Annotated in this window: 17 protein-coding genes and 4 pseudogenes; 9 read left to right on the forward strand and 12 right to left on the reverse strand. The window is 70.9% G+C overall.

Annotated elements, in window-relative coordinates; genetic code table 11:
* Positions 1–88 precede the first annotated feature (88 nt).
* Positions 89–1,060, forward strand: coding sequence for a phosphotransferase (locus AB0Q90_RS03190; RefSeq protein WP_363158708.1), 972 nt, complete (start codon positions 89–91; stop codon positions 1,058–1,060).
* Between the two features lie 153 nt (positions 1,061–1,213).
* Here AB0Q90_RS03190 and AB0Q90_RS03195 read toward each other — a convergent pair whose 3' ends face one another.
* The 3 genes from AB0Q90_RS03195 to AB0Q90_RS03205 all read right to left on the reverse strand — a co-directional run bounded on the left by AB0Q90_RS03195 (position 1,214) and on the right by AB0Q90_RS03205 (position 3,803).
* Positions 1,214–2,359 carry a winged helix DNA-binding domain-containing protein gene (locus AB0Q90_RS03195; protein WP_363158709.1) on the reverse strand — a complete coding sequence of 382 codons (1,146 nt, stop codon included), beginning with the start codon at positions 2,357–2,359 and terminating at the stop codon, positions 1,214–1,216.
* 62 nt (positions 2,360–2,421) lie between these two features.
* Positions 2,422–2,898 (reverse strand): ABA4-like family protein, encoded by a 477-nt coding sequence (locus AB0Q90_RS03200; RefSeq protein WP_363158710.1) that lies wholly within the window; start codon positions 2,896–2,898, stop codon positions 2,422–2,424.
* Positions 2,895–3,803: a hypothetical protein gene (locus tag AB0Q90_RS03205; RefSeq protein WP_363159080.1), complete on the reverse strand. Its 909-nt coding sequence runs from the start codon at positions 3,801–3,803 to the stop codon at positions 2,895–2,897. Before AB0Q90_RS03205 ends, AB0Q90_RS03200 begins: the two co-directional genes overlap by 4 nt.
* A 196-nt stretch (positions 3,804–3,999) precedes the next feature.
* On the opposite strand from AB0Q90_RS03205, the gene AB0Q90_RS03210 reads away from it, so the two are divergent.
* From AB0Q90_RS03210 to AB0Q90_RS03220, 3 genes and pseudogenes are all read left to right on the forward strand, one after another.
* Positions 4,000–4,635 (forward strand): MerR family transcriptional regulator, encoded by a 636-nt coding sequence (locus AB0Q90_RS03210; RefSeq protein ID WP_363158711.1) that lies wholly within the window; start codon positions 4,000–4,002, stop codon positions 4,633–4,635.
* A 75-nt stretch (positions 4,636–4,710) separates the two neighbouring features.
* A pseudogene (locus AB0Q90_RS03215) lies at positions 4,711–5,367 on the forward strand (peptidase E); the annotation flags it as partial.
* A 63-nt stretch (positions 5,368–5,430) separates the two neighbouring features.
* On the forward strand, positions 5,431–5,832 hold the full coding sequence (locus AB0Q90_RS03220; protein WP_363159081.1) for a DUF5959 family protein: 402 nt from the start codon (positions 5,431–5,433) through the stop codon (positions 5,830–5,832).
* 12 nt (positions 5,833–5,844) lie between these two features.
* Here AB0Q90_RS03220 and AB0Q90_RS03225 read toward each other — a convergent pair whose 3' ends face one another.
* The 5 genes and pseudogenes from AB0Q90_RS03225 to AB0Q90_RS03245 all read right to left on the reverse strand — a co-directional run bounded on the left by AB0Q90_RS03225 (position 5,845) and on the right by AB0Q90_RS03245 (position 10,808).
* On the reverse strand, positions 5,845–6,822 hold the full coding sequence (locus tag AB0Q90_RS03225) for a sigma-70 family RNA polymerase sigma factor (RefSeq protein ID WP_363158712.1): 978 nt from the start codon (positions 6,820–6,822) through the stop codon (positions 5,845–5,847).
* Positions 6,823–6,898: 76 nt separating this feature from the next.
* Positions 6,899–9,280, reverse strand: a complete 2,382-nt coding sequence (locus tag AB0Q90_RS03230) for an excinuclease ABC subunit UvrA (protein WP_363158713.1) — start codon at positions 9,278–9,280, stop codon at positions 6,899–6,901.
* A 95-nt stretch (positions 9,281–9,375) separates the two neighbouring features.
* Positions 9,376–9,786: a VOC family protein gene (locus tag AB0Q90_RS03235; protein ID WP_363158714.1), complete on the reverse strand. Its 411-nt coding sequence runs from the start codon at positions 9,784–9,786 to the stop codon at positions 9,376–9,378.
* A 54-nt stretch (positions 9,787–9,840) separates the two neighbouring features.
* Positions 9,841–10,032, reverse strand: a pseudogene (locus tag AB0Q90_RS03240) (aspartate 4-decarboxylase); the annotation flags it as partial.
* A gap of 32 nt (positions 10,033–10,064) precedes the next feature.
* The gene (locus AB0Q90_RS03245; protein ID WP_363158715.1) at positions 10,065–10,808 is read right to left on the reverse strand and encodes a methyltransferase domain-containing protein; all 744 of its coding nucleotides are present in this window, start codon (positions 10,806–10,808) and stop codon (positions 10,065–10,067) included.
* A gap of 132 nt (positions 10,809–10,940) precedes the next feature.
* Here AB0Q90_RS03245 and AB0Q90_RS03250 point away from each other — a divergent pair, with 132 nt between their 5' ends.
* Both AB0Q90_RS03250 and AB0Q90_RS03255 read left to right on the forward strand, forming a co-directional pair.
* Positions 10,941–11,516: an SMI1/KNR4 family protein gene (locus AB0Q90_RS03250; protein ID WP_363158716.1), complete on the forward strand. Its 576-nt coding sequence runs from the start codon at positions 10,941–10,943 to the stop codon at positions 11,514–11,516.
* 87 nt (positions 11,517–11,603) lie between these two features.
* The gene (locus AB0Q90_RS03255) at positions 11,604–12,221 is read left to right on the forward strand and encodes a TOPRIM nucleotidyl transferase/hydrolase domain-containing protein (protein WP_363158717.1); all 618 of its coding nucleotides are present in this window, start codon (positions 11,604–11,606) and stop codon (positions 12,219–12,221) included.
* A gap of 66 nt (positions 12,222–12,287) precedes the next feature.
* Here the strand turns inward: AB0Q90_RS03255 and AB0Q90_RS03260 are convergent, their stop codons facing one another.
* Positions 12,288–13,367 (reverse strand): hypothetical protein, encoded by a 1,080-nt coding sequence (locus AB0Q90_RS03260; protein WP_363158718.1) that lies wholly within the window; start codon positions 13,365–13,367, stop codon positions 12,288–12,290.
* Positions 13,368–13,529: 162 nt separating this feature from the next.
* On the opposite strand from AB0Q90_RS03260, the gene AB0Q90_RS03265 reads away from it, so the two are divergent.
* Complete coding sequence (locus tag AB0Q90_RS03265; protein WP_363158719.1) at positions 13,530–14,444, forward strand: sulfite exporter TauE/SafE family protein; 915 nt, start codon at positions 13,530–13,532, stop codon at positions 14,442–14,444.
* A gap of 410 nt (positions 14,445–14,854) precedes the next feature.
* Positions 14,855–16,486, forward strand: a complete 1,632-nt coding sequence (locus AB0Q90_RS03270) for a carboxylesterase family protein (RefSeq protein ID WP_363158720.1) — start codon at positions 14,855–14,857, stop codon at positions 16,484–16,486.
* Between the two features lie 2 nt (positions 16,487–16,488).
* On the opposite strand, the pseudogene AB0Q90_RS03275 reads toward AB0Q90_RS03270, so the two are convergent.
* From AB0Q90_RS03275 to AB0Q90_RS03285, 3 genes and pseudogenes are all read right to left on the reverse strand, one after another.
* A pseudogene (locus AB0Q90_RS03275) lies at positions 16,489–16,780 on the reverse strand (formyltransferase family protein); the annotation flags it as partial.
* A gap of 118 nt (positions 16,781–16,898) precedes the next feature.
* Entirely contained in the window at positions 16,899–17,714 is an 816-nt protein-coding gene (locus AB0Q90_RS03280) for an SAM-dependent methyltransferase (protein ID WP_363158721.1), read from the reverse strand.
* A gap of 304 nt (positions 17,715–18,018) precedes the next feature.
* Positions 18,019–18,135: pseudogene (locus tag AB0Q90_RS03285) on the reverse strand (IS110 family transposase); the annotation flags it as partial.
* A 158-nt stretch (positions 18,136–18,293) separates the two neighbouring features.
* On the opposite strand from AB0Q90_RS03285, the gene AB0Q90_RS03290 reads away from it, so the two are divergent.
* Positions 18,294–19,103: a DUF4253 domain-containing protein gene (locus AB0Q90_RS03290; RefSeq protein ID WP_363158722.1), complete on the forward strand. Its 810-nt coding sequence runs from the start codon at positions 18,294–18,296 to the stop codon at positions 19,101–19,103.
* Positions 19,104–19,430: the final 327 nt, after the last annotated feature.

Here is a 19,430-nt window from a genome sequence, read left to right on the forward strand (position 1 = left end):
TGGGCGGAGCTGGGGCAAGAGTGTGCGGGGCCGCCTACGGTGATCTCTGCGCAAACCGAACCCTGGTATGAGATCAGAGAGGTGTCCCATGCACGACAGAGCCGACATCCTCGCCGAGACCTACGGCCTCGGCCCCGGACCATGGACGATCACCCCCGTCACCCGTGGCGCTCTGGGCCAGATCTGGAAGCTCTCCGGGAACGGCACCGCATGGGCCGTGAAGGAGCTTCTCTTCGGCTGCGACGAGGAACAGGTGCGCCGGGAGGCCGAGTTACGGCGTGCCACGGCGGACCTGGGCATCGCGGCACCGCGTCTGCTCCCCGACCGGCACGGCGCGTACGCCTCTCATGTCGCCCTCTCCTCGGGCGGGTCCGACGTCAAGCTGTACGACTGGGTCGACGGTGCCGAGGCGGATGCCTCCGACCCGGAGATCCTGGGCTGGATCGGCCGGACCATGGCGCTGCTGCACCTGGCCGGCGCGGGCGCGAGCGAGCCGCCGAACGCCTGGTACGAGCGGTGCCCGCAGGACGACGACTGGCGGGACGTGCACAAGAAGGTGCGCCGGGCCGGTCTGGAGTGGGCGGACGAACTGGGCCGGTTCATCGACACGTCCGCGGCCGAGCTGGCGCGCTGGGTGACCCCGACCGACCCCTCGGACCTGGTGACCTCGCATCTCGATCTGCAACCCCAGAACGTCCTCGTCGGCCCCGACGGACCGGTCCTCCTCGACTGGGACAACGCCGGACCCATTTCGGCGGAACGGGAGCTCGCACGGGCCGCGTACGTATGGGCCGGCCGCAACCGCGGCGACGTCGACGCCGCCCGGCGCACGGCACGCGCGTACCGGAGCGCCGGTGGCCCTGGCGAGGTCACGGGCCCTCAGTCGTTCTCGATGCTCTTCGCGACGGAGCTGAACTTCATCCATGTCCAGGCCGAGTGCGCGGTCGATCCGACCGTGACGGAGGCACAGCGCGAGTTCGGGAGCAGGCAGGCTGTCGCGTCCATGCGGGCGGCGCCGGACCTGGCGGTCGTGGGGAGGCTGGCGGAGGCCATCGGATAGGCCGCGAGCTGCTGCGGGCCGACGCCGCGAGATCGGTAGCGCCCCGAAGGGGCGCGGGGCTGTATCGACATGCGGCTCCGCCGCGCGGGCGCGACCAGCCACGACGGCGCCGCGGCCGACCGACGGCACAGCGCCGCACTTCGAGCGGAGCGCTTAGGCGGGCAGCAGCCGGACCTCGGCGTCGGGGAGCTTCAGCTTCGCCCACCAATGGCCGTAACGGCTGTAGACCGCCGGCTCGCGGTCGGCGAGGAGCGCCGTCAGGGCCTGGGCCTCCGCGGCGAGTCCGTCCCAGGTGGCGGGTGACAGGGGGTGGAAGGCGGTGGCCTCGATGCCGCCGTCCACCGGCCGCCACACGCCGGCGACCTGGCCGTCGACCAGAAGGGTGGGCAGCACGTCGCCGTTGTTCCGGATGACCAAGGGCCGGTAGACCTCAGGGATCACCCTGCTGCGGTCGGCGTAGGCCAGCAGGATGCTGTCCCACATGGCCATGAGTCGGGGCGGAGCGGGGGTGTCCGCGGGCGGCCGGGAGGCGCCCGGAAGGTCGAACAGCGTTACGTCGTCCGGACCTTGGAGCTGTTCGACCACGCCGTCCAGGTCGCGCAGGGCCGCGCGAACGGGCGCCCGCTGCACCATGGCGAACTGCGCCACGTCCGCGACCGTCGCGGGCCCGAACCCCGACAGATAGCGCAGGATCAGGGTCCGCAACGCCTCCGGCTCGACCGCCCGTCCGGTGGGCACGGGGCCGGTGCCGGCCGCGACGAAGGACGACCGGACGCCGAACGACCACGGCGCGTCGGTAGGAACGTGGTGCAGTGGCGTATACGCCTTCAGCCCCCACCACGCCCCGTCCTTCCGCTCGGCGCCCAGCCGCTCCTCGACCCACGCCTGCATCTCGGCCGAGCTGCGTGGCCGTTCCGCGAAGGCCAGCAGCTCCGGCACCAGCTGCTCGGCGTCGGCGGGTGTCAGGCCCGCGGCGGCGAAGCGATAGCCGAGGCGGGAGCCGTACAGCGTCGGCTGCATCGCCGTCCGGAAGACCTGGTAGTCCTCGGCGTGCACGGCATGCAGAGTGATCCGCATCAGAGTCGCCTTGACCACGGACCGCCCGGTGAACGCGGCGTCCAGCCCGGCCGGTTCGAAGTCGGTGAGCCGGTTCCAGAGCGCGAGATACGGTGAGGCCGGATGCTGCGCCTGGAGGGCCACCACGCGCCGCACCCCGTCCGGGAGGGCCAACGGCTCCCGGGCCAGGAGCAGTTGGCGGCTGAGCGTGGCCCGGTTGAGTTCCTGCGCGGTGATCTTCACAAGGCAGCATTCTGCCGCGTCCCGGTCCTGACCACGGCGCCGTGAACCACGTCGGCGACGCGCTACGAGGCCCGCAGGGGTCCGGTCGCCGCCGCGGACGCCAGGTCGTCGCGGGGCGTGCGCCGTGCCCGTGCCGCCTCGCGCAGCCCGAGGAACAGCAGCAGCGCGAACGGTGACAGCAGGATCGTGAGGACCAGCATCGGTCCCATCACCAGCGGGGACATCCCAAGACGCCGGCTCTCCCGGTACATCCACTGCCCGATCAGCAGGTCCCAGGCGATGATCTGCGCCCAGACCGCTCCCGCGCCGTCCGCCAGGGCCGTCAGGTCGCGGAAGGTGTCGATGTCCGGGCTGCTGACCGCCGCCCACAACTCGGGGAACACCGGGACGGCAAAGCCGAGATAGACGAGGAGCACGGGCACCACCGTCCACGGTGACGCGGCGATGCGGGACGTCGGCCCCCACCCCGGCGCGAAGATCATGAGCAGCCAGACCGGTGCGGCCAGCCAGAACGTGAACTCGAAGAGGAATCCGGTCACGAGACGAGCTCCTTCACTGAGAGGGTGTCACTTTCCTTGTGCGAGCTGCCGGTTCGGGTCCGCAGGGCCCCGTACACGCCGAGTGCGACGGCCGCCAGGATCAGCCCGGCGAGCCCCGACGTCTCACCGTCGGGACGGATCAACGGCTGCCCCCGCAGCGCCTGCCGCAGCAGCAGCGCGAAGACGGCGGCGTACCCCGCCGAGGCGACCAGCACCAGCCGCAACCGCACCCTCCCGTCGCCGAGACGGGCACAGCGAGGCGCGAGGGCGGTCAGCAACGCGACGACCAACGGCAGGAGTTGCAGGGCGTGCATGCCCACAAAGTGCGGGATCCGCAGATCGCCGCCGGTCGTCGACCAGCCGGTCAGCGGCATCGAAGGACCGCCGTCCGGCACGCCCACGCTGTGTGCGCCGACCACCTTGGAGACGCCGCGTCGCTGTCCGGGAGCGGGCTGGGTCATCAGGAAGCCGACGGCGGCGCCGGACAGGGCCAGGACGACGCCGGAGCGCATGGCCCAGGCGGTGGCGCGGTCGGCGATCCGGGCGCGGAGCAGCAGTACGGCGATGACGAGGGTGCCGAGCCACAGGACGACGACCGTGACGGCCATGGCGTCGTACAGCGCCTCGTCGAAGGGCGTTTCGTAGTTGAAGTGGCTGCGCTTTCCGCGCACCACCTGACCGGTGATGATCGCCATCTCGACGAGGCAGGCCAGGGTGACGACCGTCCCCGCCCACCAGCCCACGCGCCGCCCGCTCGGCAGGAGCGACAGCATCCAGGCCAGCGAGAGGCAGTACGGCACGAACGAGACCGCGAACTTGAAGGGTTTGGACCAGATCGGCGCGCCCGCCAGGACCCGGTCGTCGACGACGAGCCCCACCGCGCAGACGCCCGCCATCACCGCCATCGCCGCCGCGAACAGGACCAGCGGTCCGTGCCACGACGGCGGACGCATACGTAAGGAAAACAAGGAAGACACAGCCACCCCCAAGAAGTGGATAGCAGTACTATCCGCTATCCGATAGCGCCACTATCTATGATGGGAGCCGGGCCCGCAAGGGCCCTCCAGGGTCGGCGGGCAAGGGTGAAGGGGTGAACCGGCAGTGCGCGTCGGAGAGTTGAGCCGAAGGACCGGCGTTCCGGTGCCGACGATCAAGTACTACGTCCGTGAAGGGCTGCTCCCCCCGGGCGAGTTGTCCAGCCCGAACCAGGCGAGCTACGGCGAGGCGCACGAGCGCAGGCTGCAGCTGATCCGCGCCCTGCTCGACGTCGGCGGCATGAAGGTGGTCGAGATCGCGGCCGTCCTGGCGGCGATCGACGACCGGGACCGTCCGCTGCACCAGGTGCTCGGCGCCGCCGCAGACCGCCTCGGGGGTATGGGCGTCGAGCACGACGACGCCGAGTCCGAAGCCGCCGAGACGGTCGTGGCGGAGCTGATCTCCCGGCGCGGCTGGCGCACCGCCGAGTCGAACCCCGCCGCGGCCGACCTCGCCAAGGCCCTTGCCGCCATGGCCCGGTTGGGCCACGGAACGTTCGCCGAGGTCCTGGACGACTACGCCGACGCCGCCGAACGCGTCGCCGCCGCCGACCTCGCCTATGTGGACCGGCGCGTGGCGGTCGAGGACATGGTGGAGGGCGTGGTCGTCGGAACCGTCCTGGGCGAGGCCGTGTTCAGCGCCCTGCGCCGCCTGGCCCATGTGGACGCGTCGGCGAAGCTGTACGGCACGGACGGGACTTAGGGACAGCCGGCCGGGGCCGGTAGAGTCTCGCCCACGCCCCGAGCTCATGGACCCCAGCACCGAGGAGCAGGATCAGTGGCCGTCCTTCCCGAACCCCGTCTGGCCCTGCTCGGGGGCGGTTTCTCCACCGACGACGACGGCCTGCTGGACGACTGGGTGCTCGGTCACGCCCGCACTCCCCGGCCCAAGGTGTGCTTCGTCCCCACCGCCAGTGGCGACGCCCCCGCGTACATCGAGCAGTTCCTCGCCGCGTTCCGGTCACGCGCGTGCGAGCCCGCCGTCCTGCCGCTGTTCCGCAGGGAACTCGACGACGCCGCGCTGCGCACCTTCCTGCTCGCCCAGGATGTCGTGTACGTCGGGGGCGGCAACACCGCGAACCTGCTGGCGGTGTGGCGCACACACGGTGTGGACCGGCTGCTGCGCGAGGCCTACGACCGCGGCACGCTGCTGTGCGGCATCAGCGCCGGCGCCAACTGCTGGGCCGAAGGCTCACTGACCGACTCCTTCGGACCGCTGACGTCCCTGCCGGACGGCTTGGGGCTGCTGTCCGGCTCGGTCTGCCCGCACTACGACAGCGAACCGGGCCGCCGCCCCGCCTACCGAGCCGCCGTGGCATCCGGCGCGCTGCCCGCCGGCTGGGCGCTGGAGGACGGCGTCGGCGCCCTGTTCACCGACGGCCGCCTGACGGAGACGGTCACCCGCACGGCGCAGAGCCACCTGTACCGGGTCGAGGAGGACGGCGAGCGCGCGCTGCCGTCCCGAAGGCTCACGGGCGACATCGTCCCGCGCGAGCTCATCCGCCTCGCGGACGACGAGGGGAACAGCGTCGCCGTCACCGTCCTCGGCCGCAGTCCCCGCTGGAGCGCCGGGCTCGACGCCGAGATCGTAGTCCGGACGCCGTTCACCTCCGGCCGTATCCATCTGGCGCTCTCCGCCCGGAAGTTGGACAGCTGGGCGGGCGCGCTCGACCGGCTCGACTCCGGCGAGGACGTCGCGTGGATGGAGAGCGACCGGGGGCCGACCCTCTCCGTCCAGCTCACTGGTGAACGCGACTGTCCAGAGGTGGTCGTCGAGGACGAGCCGGGGTCCATGGTCACCGTGCGGGTGCCGGTCGTCCCGCCGGACGACTGGATCGCCGCCCACCGCAAGCGGCTGCACCGGGTGACGAGTCACTGGGTGCCGATGCTGTCGGAGTAGTCGGTCTCGCGCTTACGCGCTGATGCGGTCGGGCAGTTCGAACAGCGGGAACAGCCGCCGCGTGTCGCGGAAGACATGGATGTCGGTGATGCGGTCCCCGGAGATGTCGATGACCTGGAGCGCCCAGGGCTCGAATCCCGCGCCGTCCGGGCTGGGCCGGTACTGGCCGAACGCCGGGGAGCCGTTGGCGAAGGTGGGCAGCAGGCGTGAGCCGCGGCAGCCCACGGCCGGTCCGGTCAGCCAGGTCTCGATGGCCGAGACGCCTTGCATCCACAGGGCGTACGGCGGCAGGGACAGGGTCGCGTCCACATGGAGCAGCATGCTCAGTTGCTCCATGTCGAAGCGGGAGAAGGCAGCCGCGTACCGCTGCGCCAGGGCCTCCTGGACGGCACTGGGCGGCCGTACGGCCGTGTCGTCGCCCGCTGCGCGCCGTGCGGCCAGGGTGGCGCGGGCGCGCTGAAGCGCGCTGTTGGCCGAGGCGACGGAGCAACCGTGCAGGTCCGCCACTTCGCGCGCCGAGAAGCCCATGACGTCCCGCAGCAGCAGCGTCGCCCGCTGCTTGGACGGCAGGTGCTGCAGCGCGGCGATGAACGCCAGATGCACCGATTCACCGACCTCCGCCGCCTCCGCGGGGTTGTCCCCCGTGCGGGCCGGACCGGCCGGAAACGGTTCGATCCAGAGGGCGGCATCCAGCGGGGCTCCGGGTGAAGTGGCGCCGCTGGTCGGGCCGGAGAGGTCCATCGGGCGGGCCCGGCGCTTGCCGGCGGCGAGCGCGTCGAGGCAGACGTTGGTGGCGATGCGGTAGATCCAGGAGCGCAGCGACGACCGTTCCTCGAAACGGTCCAGGCCGCGCCAGGCACGGATCATGGTCTCCTGGACGGCGTCTTCCGCCTCGAACACCGATCCCAGCATCCGGTAGCAGTAGCCGGTCAGTTCGGTCCGGTGCTGCTCCAGCCGGGCCGGGCCCACGTCGTTCGCAAGTCCGTTCATTCCCGCCCCCCTTGTTCTGCCGGGGCAGGATAACCTCCCAGCTCCGGACGGCCGGAGCTGGGAGAGAGAGAACGGCTCAGGCGCCGACGTACTCCGCGAGGTGTTCGCCCGTCAGGGTGGAGCGGGTGGTGACCAGGTGGGACGGGGTGCCCTCGAAGACGACCCGGCCGCCGTCATGGCCGGCGCCGGGGCCGAGGTCGATGATCCAGTCGGCGTGGGCCATGACCGCCTGGTGGTGCTCGATGACGATGACCGACTTGCCGGAGTCGACCAACCGGGCGAGCAGGCCCAGGAGTTGCTCGACGTCGGCGAGGTGCAGACCCGTCGTCGGCTCGTCGAGGACGTAGACGCCGCCCTTGTCGCCCATGTGCGTGGCCAGCTTGAGCCGCTGCCGTTCGCCTCCGGAGAGCGTGGTGAGCGGCTGGCCGAGGGTGAGGTAGCCGAGACCGACGTCGGCGAGCCGGTCGAGGATCTTGTGCGCGGCCGGCGTACGGGCCTCGCCGTCACGGAAGAACTCCTCGGCCTCGGTCACCGGCATCGCGAGGACCTCGCTGATGTCCCGGCCGCCGAGCCGGTACTCCAGCACCGAGGGCTGGAACCGCTTGCCCTCGCAGTCCTCGCAGGGGGTGGCGACGCCCGCCATCATCGCCAGGTCGGTGTAGATGACGCCGGCGCCGTTGCAAGTGGGGCAGGCGCCCTCGGAGTTGGCGCTGAACAGCGCGGGCTTGACGCCGTTGGCCTTGGCGAACGCCTTGCGGATCGGGTCGAGCAGTCCGGTGTACGTCGCCGGGTTGCTGCGCCTGGAGCCGCGGATCGGGGTCTGGTCGACCGAGACGACCCCCTCCTCGGCCGGGATCGACCCGTGCACCAGCGAGCTCTTGCCGGAGCCGGCGACGCCCGTGACGACGGTGAGCACGCCGAGCGGGATGTCGACGTCGACGCCCTGGAGGTTGTTCGCCGTGGCGCCGCGGATCGCGAGCTTGCCGGTGGCCGTGCGCACGGACTCCTTCACCGAGGCGCGGTCGTCGAGGTGGCGGCCGGTGATGGTGTCGCTGGCCCGCAGCGCCTCGACGGTGCCCTCGAAGCAGACGGTGCCGCCCGCGGTGCCGGCGCCGGGGCCGAGGTCGACGACGTGGTCGGCGATCGCGATGGTCTCCGGCTTGTGCTCCACGACGAGGACCGTGTTGCCCTTGTCGCGCAGCCGCAGCAGCAGGTCGTTCATCCGCTGGATGTCGTGCGGGTGCAGGCCGATGGTCGGCTCGTCGAAGACGTAGGTGACGTCGGTGAGCGAGGAGCCGAGATGGCGGATCATCTTCACGCGCTGCGCCTCGCCGCCCGACAGGGTGCCCGAGGGCCGGTCGAGGGAGAGGTAGCCCAGGCCGATCTCCACGAACGAGTCGAGGGTGTGCTGGAGCGCCTTGAGCAGCGGCGCCACCGACCGGTCCTTGATGCCGCGGACCCACTCGGCCAGGTCCCTGATCTCCATCGCGCAGGCGTCGGCGATGGAGACCTTCCCGATCCTGGAGGAGCGGGCGCCCTCGCTGAGCCGGGTGCCCTCGCACTCGGGGCAGACGGTGAAGGCGACGGCCCGCTCCACGAAGGCCCGGATGTGGGGCTGCATCGACTCGGGGTCCTTGGAGAGCATCGACTTCTGGAGCTTGGGGATCAGGCCCTCGTAGGTGAGGTTGATGCCGTTGATCTTCACCTTGGTGGGCTCGCGGTACAGGAAGTCGTGCCGCTCCTTCTTGGTGTAGCGGCGGATCGGCTTGTCCGGGTCGAAGAAGCCCGACTCCCTGATGACCCGCACCACCCAGCCGTCCCCGGTGTAGGTGGGGATGGTGAACGGGTCCTCGTTGAGAGACTTGGAGTCGTCGTAGAGCTGGGTGAGGTCGATGTCGGTGACCGTGCCGCGGCCCTCGCAGTGGGTGCACATGCCGCCGGTGCGGTTGAAGGTGACCTTCTCGGTCTTGGTCTTCTCGGCGCCGCGGTCGACGGTGAGCCCGCCGCTGGCGGAGACGGAGGCGACGTTGAAGGAGTAGGCGCTGGGCGGGCCGATGTGCGGCTCGGCGAGCCGGCTGAACAGGATGCGCAGCATCGCGTTGGCGTCGGTGGCGGTGCCGACGGTGGAGCGCGGGTCGGATCCCATCCGCTGCTGGTCGACGGTGATCGCGCTGGTCAGCCCGGAGAGGACATCGACCTCGGGGCGGGCCAGCGTGGGCATGAAGCCCTGCACGAAGGCGCTGTAGGTCTCGTTGATCAGCCGCTGCGACTCGGCAGCGATCGTGTCGAAGACCAGCGAGCTCTTGCCCGAGCCGGAGACACCGGTGAACACGGTCAGCCGGCGCTTGGGGATCTCGACGCTGATGTCCTTGAGGTTGTTCTCGCGTGCGCCGTGCACGCGGATCAGGTCGTGGCTGTCCGCGATGTGCTGCGCGTCCGTCCTCGTGGCCTTGCTCATCGTCTCTCGTGTCTCCATCCGTCGGGCGCGGCGTCCGGGGTCCCCGGGTCCGTGGCCTGGCTCGATCCGACCGGTGTCGAGCCTACGCGGGCGGCTCACCGCAGCTCCTGGATCCGGACGAGATTGCCGGCGGGATCGCGGAAGGCGCAGTCGCGCACCCCGCAGGGCCGCTCGATCGGCTCCTGGACCACGTCGGCGTCGCGCGCCTCCAACCGGGCGAAGGCGGCGTCGAGGTCGGGGGTGACCAGGACGATCCCCGCGTAGACGCCCTTGTCCATCAGTTCGGCGATGGTGCGGCGCTCGGCGTCGGTGAGTCCGGGACCGGCGGCGGGCGGCCGCAGCACCACACAGGTGCCGGGCCGCCCGGCGGGGCCTACCGTGATCCGGCGCTGCTCGCCCTGTCCGGCGTCCTCACGGACCTCGAAACCGAGGAGGTCGCGGTAGAAGGCCAGGGAGGCGTCCGGGTCGTCGTACGGCAGGAAGCTCGCGCTGATCGTGAGGTCCATGGCCCTCACGCTAGGCGCGCGCCGCGGCCCGGCGCTTCTCGATTCCTGACCGGTTCAGGAGGTGGAGGCCTGCCATTCGGCCGCGTAGTCGTTGAAGATCTCGCGCAGATGGTGGCCGATCTTGAGGTAGTCGAGGTTGGCCAGCGAGACCCGGACCGACCATTCGGGGCCGTCGAAGCCGCCGCCGTTGAGGAGGACGACTCCGGTCTGCTCGGCGAGCCGGAACAGGGGGTCGACGGGTTCGTAGCCGGCGCGCTTGGGGTGGTCGGAGATCTTCATCAGAGGTCGGTGACGAGCAGCCGGTAACCCACATCGATGGCATCGAGCGTCAGCAGGTCGGCGTGGCGGGTGTGCCAGGCTCCGGCCGTCAGGTCGGCGGCGAGCCGGGTCAGCCCCGGCTCAAGGACGTCGTCGCCGGTCTGAGCCAGCATGGAGATCCCCGCGCGCACCTGCGGGTCGAGGTAGGCGTGCGGTCGGCGCCAGTACGCGGCACCGAAGCCGTCGACGCAGTCGTGGGGGATGAGGACCGGCTCCTGGCGTCCGCCGCCGAGCAGTTCGAGCAGCCGGTCGGTGGGGATGGCGCGGGTGTCGTCGAAGGCGGCTGCCTGCGGCAGGTAGTCGCGTACGAGCCAGAACCGCTCGCGGAAGACGTGCTGGTCCCAGGTCAGGACGACGATGCGGCGGCGGGCGATCCGGCGCAGTTCGCCGATGCCGGCCGCCAGGTCGGTCCAGTGGTGGACGGTCAGCAGGGCCATGACGGCATCGGCGGCGTCGTCGCGCAGCGGGAGGTGTTCGGCGGTGGCCCGCACGGCCGGTGCCGCTCCCGGCGGACGCTGGGTGATCATGACCCGGCTGGGTTCGACGGCGAGGACCGTATGCGGCGGTTCGTACGAACCGGTGCCCGCCCCGACGTTGACCACGTCCTTGACGTCCCCGAGCGCGGCGTGGATCTGCGCCGCGATCCGCGGGTCGGGCCGTCGTGTCCGGGCGTACGTCGTGCCGAGCGTGTCGTAGGTGGCCATGGGAGCCAGTATGCGAAAGGGGGCGTGCTCGTGGGCCCGCGATCCGCGAAGTCCCGTGCTGCTGAAGGGTGCTGGGGGCGACCCGAGGAGCGGCCCACGCCGATGTCGGACCCCTCTGGCACGCTTGCTGCCATGACTGACGATCTGATCGGCACCCAGACACCACCGCGTCGCATCACCGAGCCGGACGAGGCGATCGCGGCTCTGGAACGGGCCGTTCCGGGACTGTCCGGGCACCGCCGATCAGCCCCCGCCGTTGTCGACTGGGCCGTGCTCGAAGACGGCCTCGGCACCGCGCTGCCCGCCGACTACAAGCAACTCGCGCAGTGGTATCCCACGTTCGCCCTCGACGACTTCCTCCTCGTCGGCCTTCCCGAGCCGGGCCAGGAGCACGACTGGCTGCGCGGCATACGCCACGACCTCGAAGGCGTCGTCCAGGAGTGGTGGCAGGCGGACATGTCCATCGGCCTGCGTCCGCATCCGGCACCGGGCGGTCTGCTGCCCTGGGCCGAGTCCAACGAGGGCGACAAGTTCCTCTGGACCACCACCGGCGACCGGCCCCAGCAGTGGCTCGTCACCGTCGCGTCCCGCAACGGCGGCTGGTGGCACTACGAGGGCGGCGCCGTGCAGTTCCTCGCCGAGTACTGCGCCGGAGCGCTGGAACCGTGGGGGCTGCCGCCTGTCGCCCCTGAGGTGACTCCCTGCTGAGGCCCGCGCGCGTCGGACCCGGTCGCACACCTGCCGGCGCGTGGAAATTCCCTCGCGCTGCGCGAGGAACTGGCTGAGACTCCCCTCATGACTGACATGGGGGAGTTCCGCAAGGCGGTCACCGCGTGGGCGGCCGGCGGCCCCGAGGCTCCCGCGCACGAACTGGCCGCGCGGCTGTCCGTGCGCACTGCCGTCCTGCTCGAAGGGCTGAGCGACGTCGCGGCGGTCGACGCGCTGGCGGAGCGCCGCGGCCGGGATCTGGCGGCCGAGGGGGTCTGTGTCCTGTCGATCGGCGGTGCGATGAGCGTCGGCCGCTACGCCCGGCTTCTCGGTGCACCGGGCCTGGGCCTGCGCCTCACGGGGCTGTGCGACGAGGCGGAGCGCCCCTACTACGCCCGCGGCTTCGAACGGTCCGGTGCGGCACAGCAGGGCTTCTTCGTCTGCGCGGCGGACCTGGAGGACGAGCTCATCCGCGCGTTGGGCCTGACGCGGGTGGAGGAACTCGTCCGGGAGGAAGGCGACCAGCGTGCCCTGCGGACCTTCCTGCGCCAGCCCGCACAGCAGGGCCGCGCCCCGCAGCAGCAGTTCAGGCGCTTCTTCGGAACCAAGAAGGGACGCAAGATCCACTACGGCCGTGTCCTGGTCGAGGCCCTCGCCCCCGACCGCGTCCCGGCCCCACTCGACGGCCTGCTGTCCAGCCTCTGACCGGTGGGCCGGCCGGTCGTCCGTGGCGCTCGGCGCGCGGCCGGGGCCCGCCGGAGCAGCACCGGCCTAGTCGCCGCCGCCACCCCCACCGCCGTCGCCGCCACCCCCACCGTCGCCGCCTCCGCCGTCACCCCCGCCGGAGTCGCCGCCGTCACCGCCGTCCGCGCCCCAGCCGTCGGATCCGCCGGGTTCGTTGTCGTCGCGTCCGATGCCGAGGTTGCTGAACCAGGCGCGGTCCCACCACTCGTCGACGGCGACCGGCTCTCCGGTGTTGAACCGGCGCCGCTCCGCCCGGAACCGTGCCGCTCCGGTCGTGTCCCCGAGCCCGAAGGCGACCGCGAAGGCCTGGGCCATGACGGCGTCCAGCGGATCGGTGCTCTCGTACTGCACGGGGGTCAGCGGCAGCAGGACGGAGCCCGCCTCGGGCACCTGCCGGCCGCGCGGACGCGTCAGCAGGGCGACAGGGCGTTCGTCGCGCAGCAGCCGCGAGGTCTTGGCGCTCTCCCGCTGCAACACCCAGTGCTGCCCGGGCAGCCGAACCTCCACCCGCCTCTTGGACTTGCGCTTCTTCCGCTTGAGGCTGAGCTCCGCCGACACGTCGCCGACGGTCAGCCGCAGCCCCTGGGAGGGATCGGAGGCCTCGCGGTGGAAGCCGAACGGCGCCCGGATCCGGACGACCGGAGCGTGCGGCCCCCACACGTCCACCCGCACCAGATGCCGGTCCACGGCCACGGCGATCGGTCCGGCGGGTCCCGGCGCGAACCGGCGCGCGATCCACAGCGGTACGCCCTCGGCCCGGGCCCTCGCGCCCAGGGCGGCCACCTGTTCCGGCCCGCCGCAGTGCCGTACCGCCAACTCCCCCAGCATGCGGGCGAACTCCTGGGCCCGCCGTGCCTTCACCGGCTTGGTGGTGCCGGTGACCCGGGTCACGGGCACGGCCCCGGGCCCGTCCGCCAGCCGCTCCAGCGGGCGCTCCGCCCCGCCGCCGCCGAGCCAGTACCCGCGCTGGAACGCCTCGGCCATGGCCGCGAGATTCAGCTCGTTCAACGGCGTGACCCTGCCGCCCCTGCGCAGCCCGTCCTCGGTCAGTTCGACGGTTCGCGCCAGCGGGTTCCACGACCGCTCGCCATAGAGCACCTGGCTCACAACAACCCCCTACGTACGCGGCTCAACAGGGCCGACTCTCACACACAGAGTGCGCTGGGCGGGTCGGTGGTTCCCGCGAACGTCGGCGGCCGTCCTCGATGACCCCCGGGAACGTGACAGATTCCATACGTTTCCCATAGGAAAACTGTTTAGGGTTCACTCATGGAATTCGACGGCCCGATCATCGTCGCGGGAGCCCTCGTGGGCTTCGCCGTAGGGCTCACCGGCATGGGCGGCGGGGCTCTCATGACCCCGATCATGGTCATGGTGTTCGGGGTGAACCCCACCGCGGCCATCGGCAGCGACCTGGCCGCCTCGGTGTTCATGAAGCCCTTCGGCGCGCTGGTGCACCAGCGGGCCGGCACCGTGCGCTGGGACATCGTGCGGTGGCTGCTGCCGACCGCCGTCCCGGCAGCGTTCGGCGGCGTGTTCCTGCTCCAGGCGCTCGGCGACGGCGACGACCTCCAGCAGCGCGTGAAGTACGTCGTCGGCGCCGCGCTCCTGCTGGCCGTCGCGGGCATGCTCAGCCGTATCTGGCTCGACCGCCGCCGCGCCGCCACGGTCACCGAGGACGCCCATGTCCCCGTACGCCCCGGGGCGACCCTGCTGATCGGCCTGGTGGGCGGAGTCATCGTCGGGATGACGTCGGTCGGCTCCGGCTCCCTGATCATCGTCATGCTGATGCTGGCCCACCCGCGTCTCAAGGCCAACCATCTGGTCGGCACCGACCTGGTGCAGGCCATCCCCATGGTGGCCGCCGCGGCCCTGGGTCACCTGCTGGTCGGTGACGCCGACCTCGGCCTCGCGGCGACGCTCCTGATCGGCGCGATACCCGGTGTCGTCCTGGGCGCGCTGATCTCCACCCGGATCACCGGTTCCGCCGTGCGCTGGGCCCTGGTGGTGCTGCTGACCGGCTCCGCCCTGTCCATGCTGAAGGCGCCGTCGGCGGTGATTCTGCTCGCGTGCCTGGGCATGGCCCTGCTGGCCGTGATCTCGACCGTGCGCGGCCGGCGGCCCGTACCGGCGGCCGAGGCGGACGCGGCCGAGGCCTCGCAGGTCGAACGCGTCATCACGTGATCGGAGCCCCGGCCTGCGGCCCGCCGGGGCCATGGGCCGGTTCCGCGGCTTCGCGCACCTCCCCTGCGGCGCACCTGGTCGGCACACCGCCCGACGCCCCCTGACACGAACGAGCCTGGCACCGGGCCACGCCGGCTCGGGAGTCGGGCGGTTGCGGACCGAGTGTGGAGGCGGGAGAGCCCGCGGTCAACACTTCAAACGGCATCCGGCCCGGCCGCACCGGCGATTTTCAGATCCTGAACCGCACACATCCGCGCAGGTCATCCATGAGTCGGCAGGCTCCGGGACGACTTCAAGGGATGAAGAAATCTGCGTCGCGCATATTGCTGACAATATTGCGCGCGGTTACGTTCACAGTCGGCACAGCCACCCCCACCCTTCCGCTGGAGGTCCGTGTGCTCAGACATGCCGTGAACCGAAGCCTCATCGCCCTCTGTCTTCTTACCTTCGGGCTGACTCCGCTCGTCGCCCGGGCCCAGTCGTCCCCATCAGCCGGATCCCGCCCCGCCTCCGACGTCGTACAGACCACGGACGGCAAGGTCCGTGGCACCCACCGGCCGGGCTACGCCGCCTGGCTCGGACTTCCCTACGCGGCCGACGCCTCCGGCGCGGGCCGCTGGAAGGCTCCCCGACCGGTCGAGAAGTGGTCCGGAGTCCGCGACGCCACCGCCTTCGGCGACCGGTGCGCGCAGAACACCGGCTGGGACCCCGGCTACGAGCAGACCATCACCACCGAGGACTGCCTCGACCTCAACGTCTACGTCCCCGACTCCGCCACGGCCAAGGCGCCGGTGCTGGTGTGGATCCACGGCGGCGGCTTCACCGGCGGCGCGGGCCAAGACACCAACCCGCGCAAGTTCCTCACGCAGACCGACTCCGTCGTCGTCACCGTCAACTACCGCCTCGGCGTGCTCGGCACCCTCAACCTCCCCCAGCTGCAAGCCGAGAGCGAGAACGGCCCCGGCAACTACGGACTCCTCGACCAGCAGGCCGCCCTGCGCTGGGTGCAGTCCAACATCGCCCGCTTCGGCGGCGACCCCAAGAACGTGACCATCGCGGGGCAGTCCGCCGGCGCCGGTTCGGTCTGCGACCACCTCGCCTCCCCCACCGCCAAGGGCCTGTTCGCCCGCGCGGTCATCATGAGCGGCGGCTGCAACCTGCAGTCCGCGGCCTCCGGCCAGGCGCAGAGCACCGCCTTCGTCAAGGCCGTGGGCTGCCAGGCCGCCTCCGACACCCTCGCCTGTCTGCGCGCCAAACCGGCCGCCGAACTGCTCGCCGCCCAGAAGAACGCGGGCGTCTCCCTCTCCCTCGGCGGCCGCGCCTTCCCGGTCAACCCGGCGACCGCCGTCCGCACCGGTGACTTCAACCGGGTCCCGGTGATGCTGGGCCAGACCAACAGCGAGCGCGGCCTGTCCACCTTCCAGAACTACGACTACCTCGGCACGCCGATGACGGCCGCCCAGTACGAGACCGCCGTCCGCTCGGCCTACGGCACAAACGCCGACCAGGTGCTCGCCGAATACCCCCTCAGCGCCTACCGGACGCCGGGCGAGGCCTGGACCGACGCCCAGAACGGCTCCACGTCGTACACCCGTCAGCAGCTGATGGCGACGCTCTCGCAGTGGGTGACCACGTACGCGTACGAGTTCGCCGACAGCGACACCCCGCACTTCACGTCCATCCACCGCATCCAGCAACAGAACGAGGCCGCCCGCAACTTCCCCTTCGGCGGCGCGATCCACGTCGACGACCTCGGCTACCTCTGGGACTACCTCGGCCAGACCCTCCCCTACGACGACGACCAGCTGGAACTGTCCCGCCAGATGATCACCTACTGGGACCGGTTCGCCGCATTCGGCGACCCGAACGGCCCCGGTGCGCCGAACTGGCCCAAGTACCGTGCGTCCACCGGCGAGTTGATGTCACTCTCGGCCTGCGACACCTCCCCGGCCGGCGGCGCCGCGCCGGCCGCCTGCTCCAAGGCGAGCCGGGACTTCACCGAGGAGCACAACCTCGCCTTTTGGGAGGGCTTGCTGTCCTGACCTCAGCGGAGCACCACCGCGCGCCGGCCCTGGACGAACACCCGTCCCTCGCAGTGCCAACGGACCGCTCGGGCCAGGGCCGCCGACTCCGCGTCGCGGCCGATGGCGGCCAGGTCCTCGGGGGTGTGGCTGTGGTCGACGCCGATGACCTCCGGGGCGATGATCGGTCCTTCGTCCAGGTCGGCGGTGACGTAGTGGGCCGTCGCTCCGACGAGCGTGACGCCGCGTTCGTGCGCCTGGGTGGTAGGGCTTGGCGCCCTTGAATCTCGGCAGGAACGAGTGGTGGATGTTGATCGCGCTGGACGACTTCTCGCGCACGAAGCACGTGATGCACCACCACGGGCGCTGACCCGGCGCCCGAGCCGCCCGCCGCAGCCTGGTCGGCGGGGGGCGGCTCAGGCGCATCGTCGTGCTACGGCTTCCGGGCGAGCCCGCCGTGCTCGGCGACCACCTCCGGGGTTTCCGAACCGGACTCCGGACGCCACTGCGTGACCGAGACGACGCCGGGCTCGACGAGTTCCAGGCCGTCGAAGAACCGGGTGATCTCGTCGACGCTGCGCAGGTTGTACGGGACGGCTCCGCTGCTGTTGTAGGCGTCCTGGGCCCGCTCGAAGACCGGGTCGATACCGCGCGACCCGTCGTTGATGGAGAGGTAACTGCCCGACGGCAGTGCGCCCATCAGCCGGGTGACGATGGAGCGGGCCTGATCGTAGTCGGCGACGTGCCCCAGGATGTTGCTGAGAATGAGCGCGGTGGGGCGGCCGAAGTCCAGCGTCTCGGCGGCGACGGCGAGAATACGGTCCGGGTCCGTCACGTTGGCGTCGATGTAGGCGGTCGCGCCCTCCTGCGTGGAGTAGAGCAGGGCACGGGCGTGCGCCAGGACCATCGGATCGTTGTCGACGTAGACGATCCGCGCCTCGGGAGCGATCCCCTGCGCGACCTCGTGCGTGTTCTGCGCGGTCGGAAGACCGGTGCCGATGTCCAGGAACTGCCGTATACCCGCCTCGCCGACCAGATGCGCGATGTTGCGCCGCAGGAAGGCACGGCTGCTGCGGGCGATGGTGACGATGCCGGGGAAGACGGCGGTGTAGGCGTCGCCGGCCGCCTCGTCGACGGGGTAGTTGTCCTTCCCGCCGAGCCAGTAGTTCCAGATGCGGGCCGAGTGCGGCACCGACGTGTCGATGTTCTGATGCTGAGCCGGTTCAGGCGTCGTCACGGGGTCGGTCATGAATCAGGTCCGTCCTTCAACCAAGATGTGAATCAATCACTCAGGACCCAACCTATGTCCGAACACCGGCCACTCGCCCATCAGTTCGGGGTTTCGGCTGGCTGGAAAGCGATGCGTGGGAGCTCCGACGCCGTTGAAGCTCGTTTAGATCTAGATCGTCAAACTGGTCGGCCGTCTTGGCTGGGTCGTACTGCACGAGATGGTCCTGGACCTGTACGAGTTCCCGCCGTTCAATCAGGACGCCGAGGAAGGGGAGTTCGGCCGGCTCCTCGGCTCGGCCGAGAACCCGCTGGGGGGGTGCGGCGCACAGATGCGCGAAGGACGCTTCGGATCTGAGCCGGTCGGGGTTGTCTCCGGCGGTGATCAGCAGCTGGCCGGCCGTCTCCGTCACCACTTCGGGCTGAGCGACGAGGCTGGGAGCGGCTCGTCTCACGAGGGGAGCGAGCTCCGCGTCGGCATCCCTCAAGGGCCGACACTTCAACAGACAGACAGCCGAGACGTCAGTCAGACCGGGAGTCAGGCGCCCGCGCGATGCCGACTACATCCTCACTGTCAGACCCCCGCCCTAGCATCCGACCCGTGAACGTTGAACCTCACTTTCCCCAGGACATCGCCCTTCCGCCCGGCGGACTGATCACCTCCGACGAGGGCGACGGCGATGTACAGCCTCTCTGGCTGAGCGACAGCCCGGCCCCCGCCGAACTGTGGTCCCGGCTTCGCGCCCAGCACGACACCTCCGGCCTCTGGCCGCTCCTGCTCACACCCCTGGACCCGCGCGACAGCGACTTCCGCCCCTGGGCCTGCGGCGAACTGTATCCCGAGCGCATGTCCTCGCCGGCGGCCCACAGCCCGTCGACACTCCTGTCTCACTGGTGGCAGGACCACACCGCCATCGACGAGGACGACGACGTGCTCACTGCGAGCGAACGCCTCGCCATCACCGCCCCCTTCGGGCGGACCTGGCCCGGGCCTGCGCTCACCCCGCCACCCAGCGACGACCCAGCCGCGATGGCCGAGCAGTACGCTCACACCTTCCTGGCCCAGAACCCGCACGCACGCCTGGGACTTGTCACGGCAGCCCGCGGGGCCGACGCCCTCGCCACCGTCGGCTGGGAAGGCCCCGCCAACTACGACAACGACACAGCCAAGTTCGCTGCCGTCGTCGGCGACTGGGAAGAACGCTTCGGCGTACGCGTCGTCGGCGTCGGCTTCGACACCCTCCACCTCAGCGTCGCAGCACCCCCGAAGCATCTCGACCACGCCCTGGCCGTTGCCGCCGAACACTTCGCTTTCTGCCCCGACACCATCTGGCAAGGCGCCCACCCCACCCTGGCCGCCTACGCCGAGCACCTCATCAACCTGAACTGCTGGGAGTTCTGGTGGGACTGACCGGCCCAAGAAGAGTCCCACGACCCCGGCTCGTCCTTGTCTGCGGCGAGGGTGCTCCACAGCTTCCATGCGCAGCGATCGTTCCTACAACCGGATAGGCGCTCCTGACCCGCAGTCGCCCCGGCGATCGCGGATCTCCTTGGTGGGTCGCTCGCGCCGCGCTGACCTCGGTACGGCGACCAGTGCCCTTCCCGGAACGTGTATCGCGGACGTATCGAAAACCGCGTACGCCACCGCAACAGTCCCCCGTCTTCAGTGGAGTTATGGACCACCGTGCATCAGCGGTCGGTCCGTCCATCGGGAAAGGACTGTGATCATGGGCTCGGA

This window comes from Streptomyces sp. NPDC079141, from assembly GCF_040686775.1.
Taxonomy (GTDB): Bacteria; Actinomycetota; Actinomycetes; order Streptomycetales; family Streptomycetaceae; genus Streptomyces.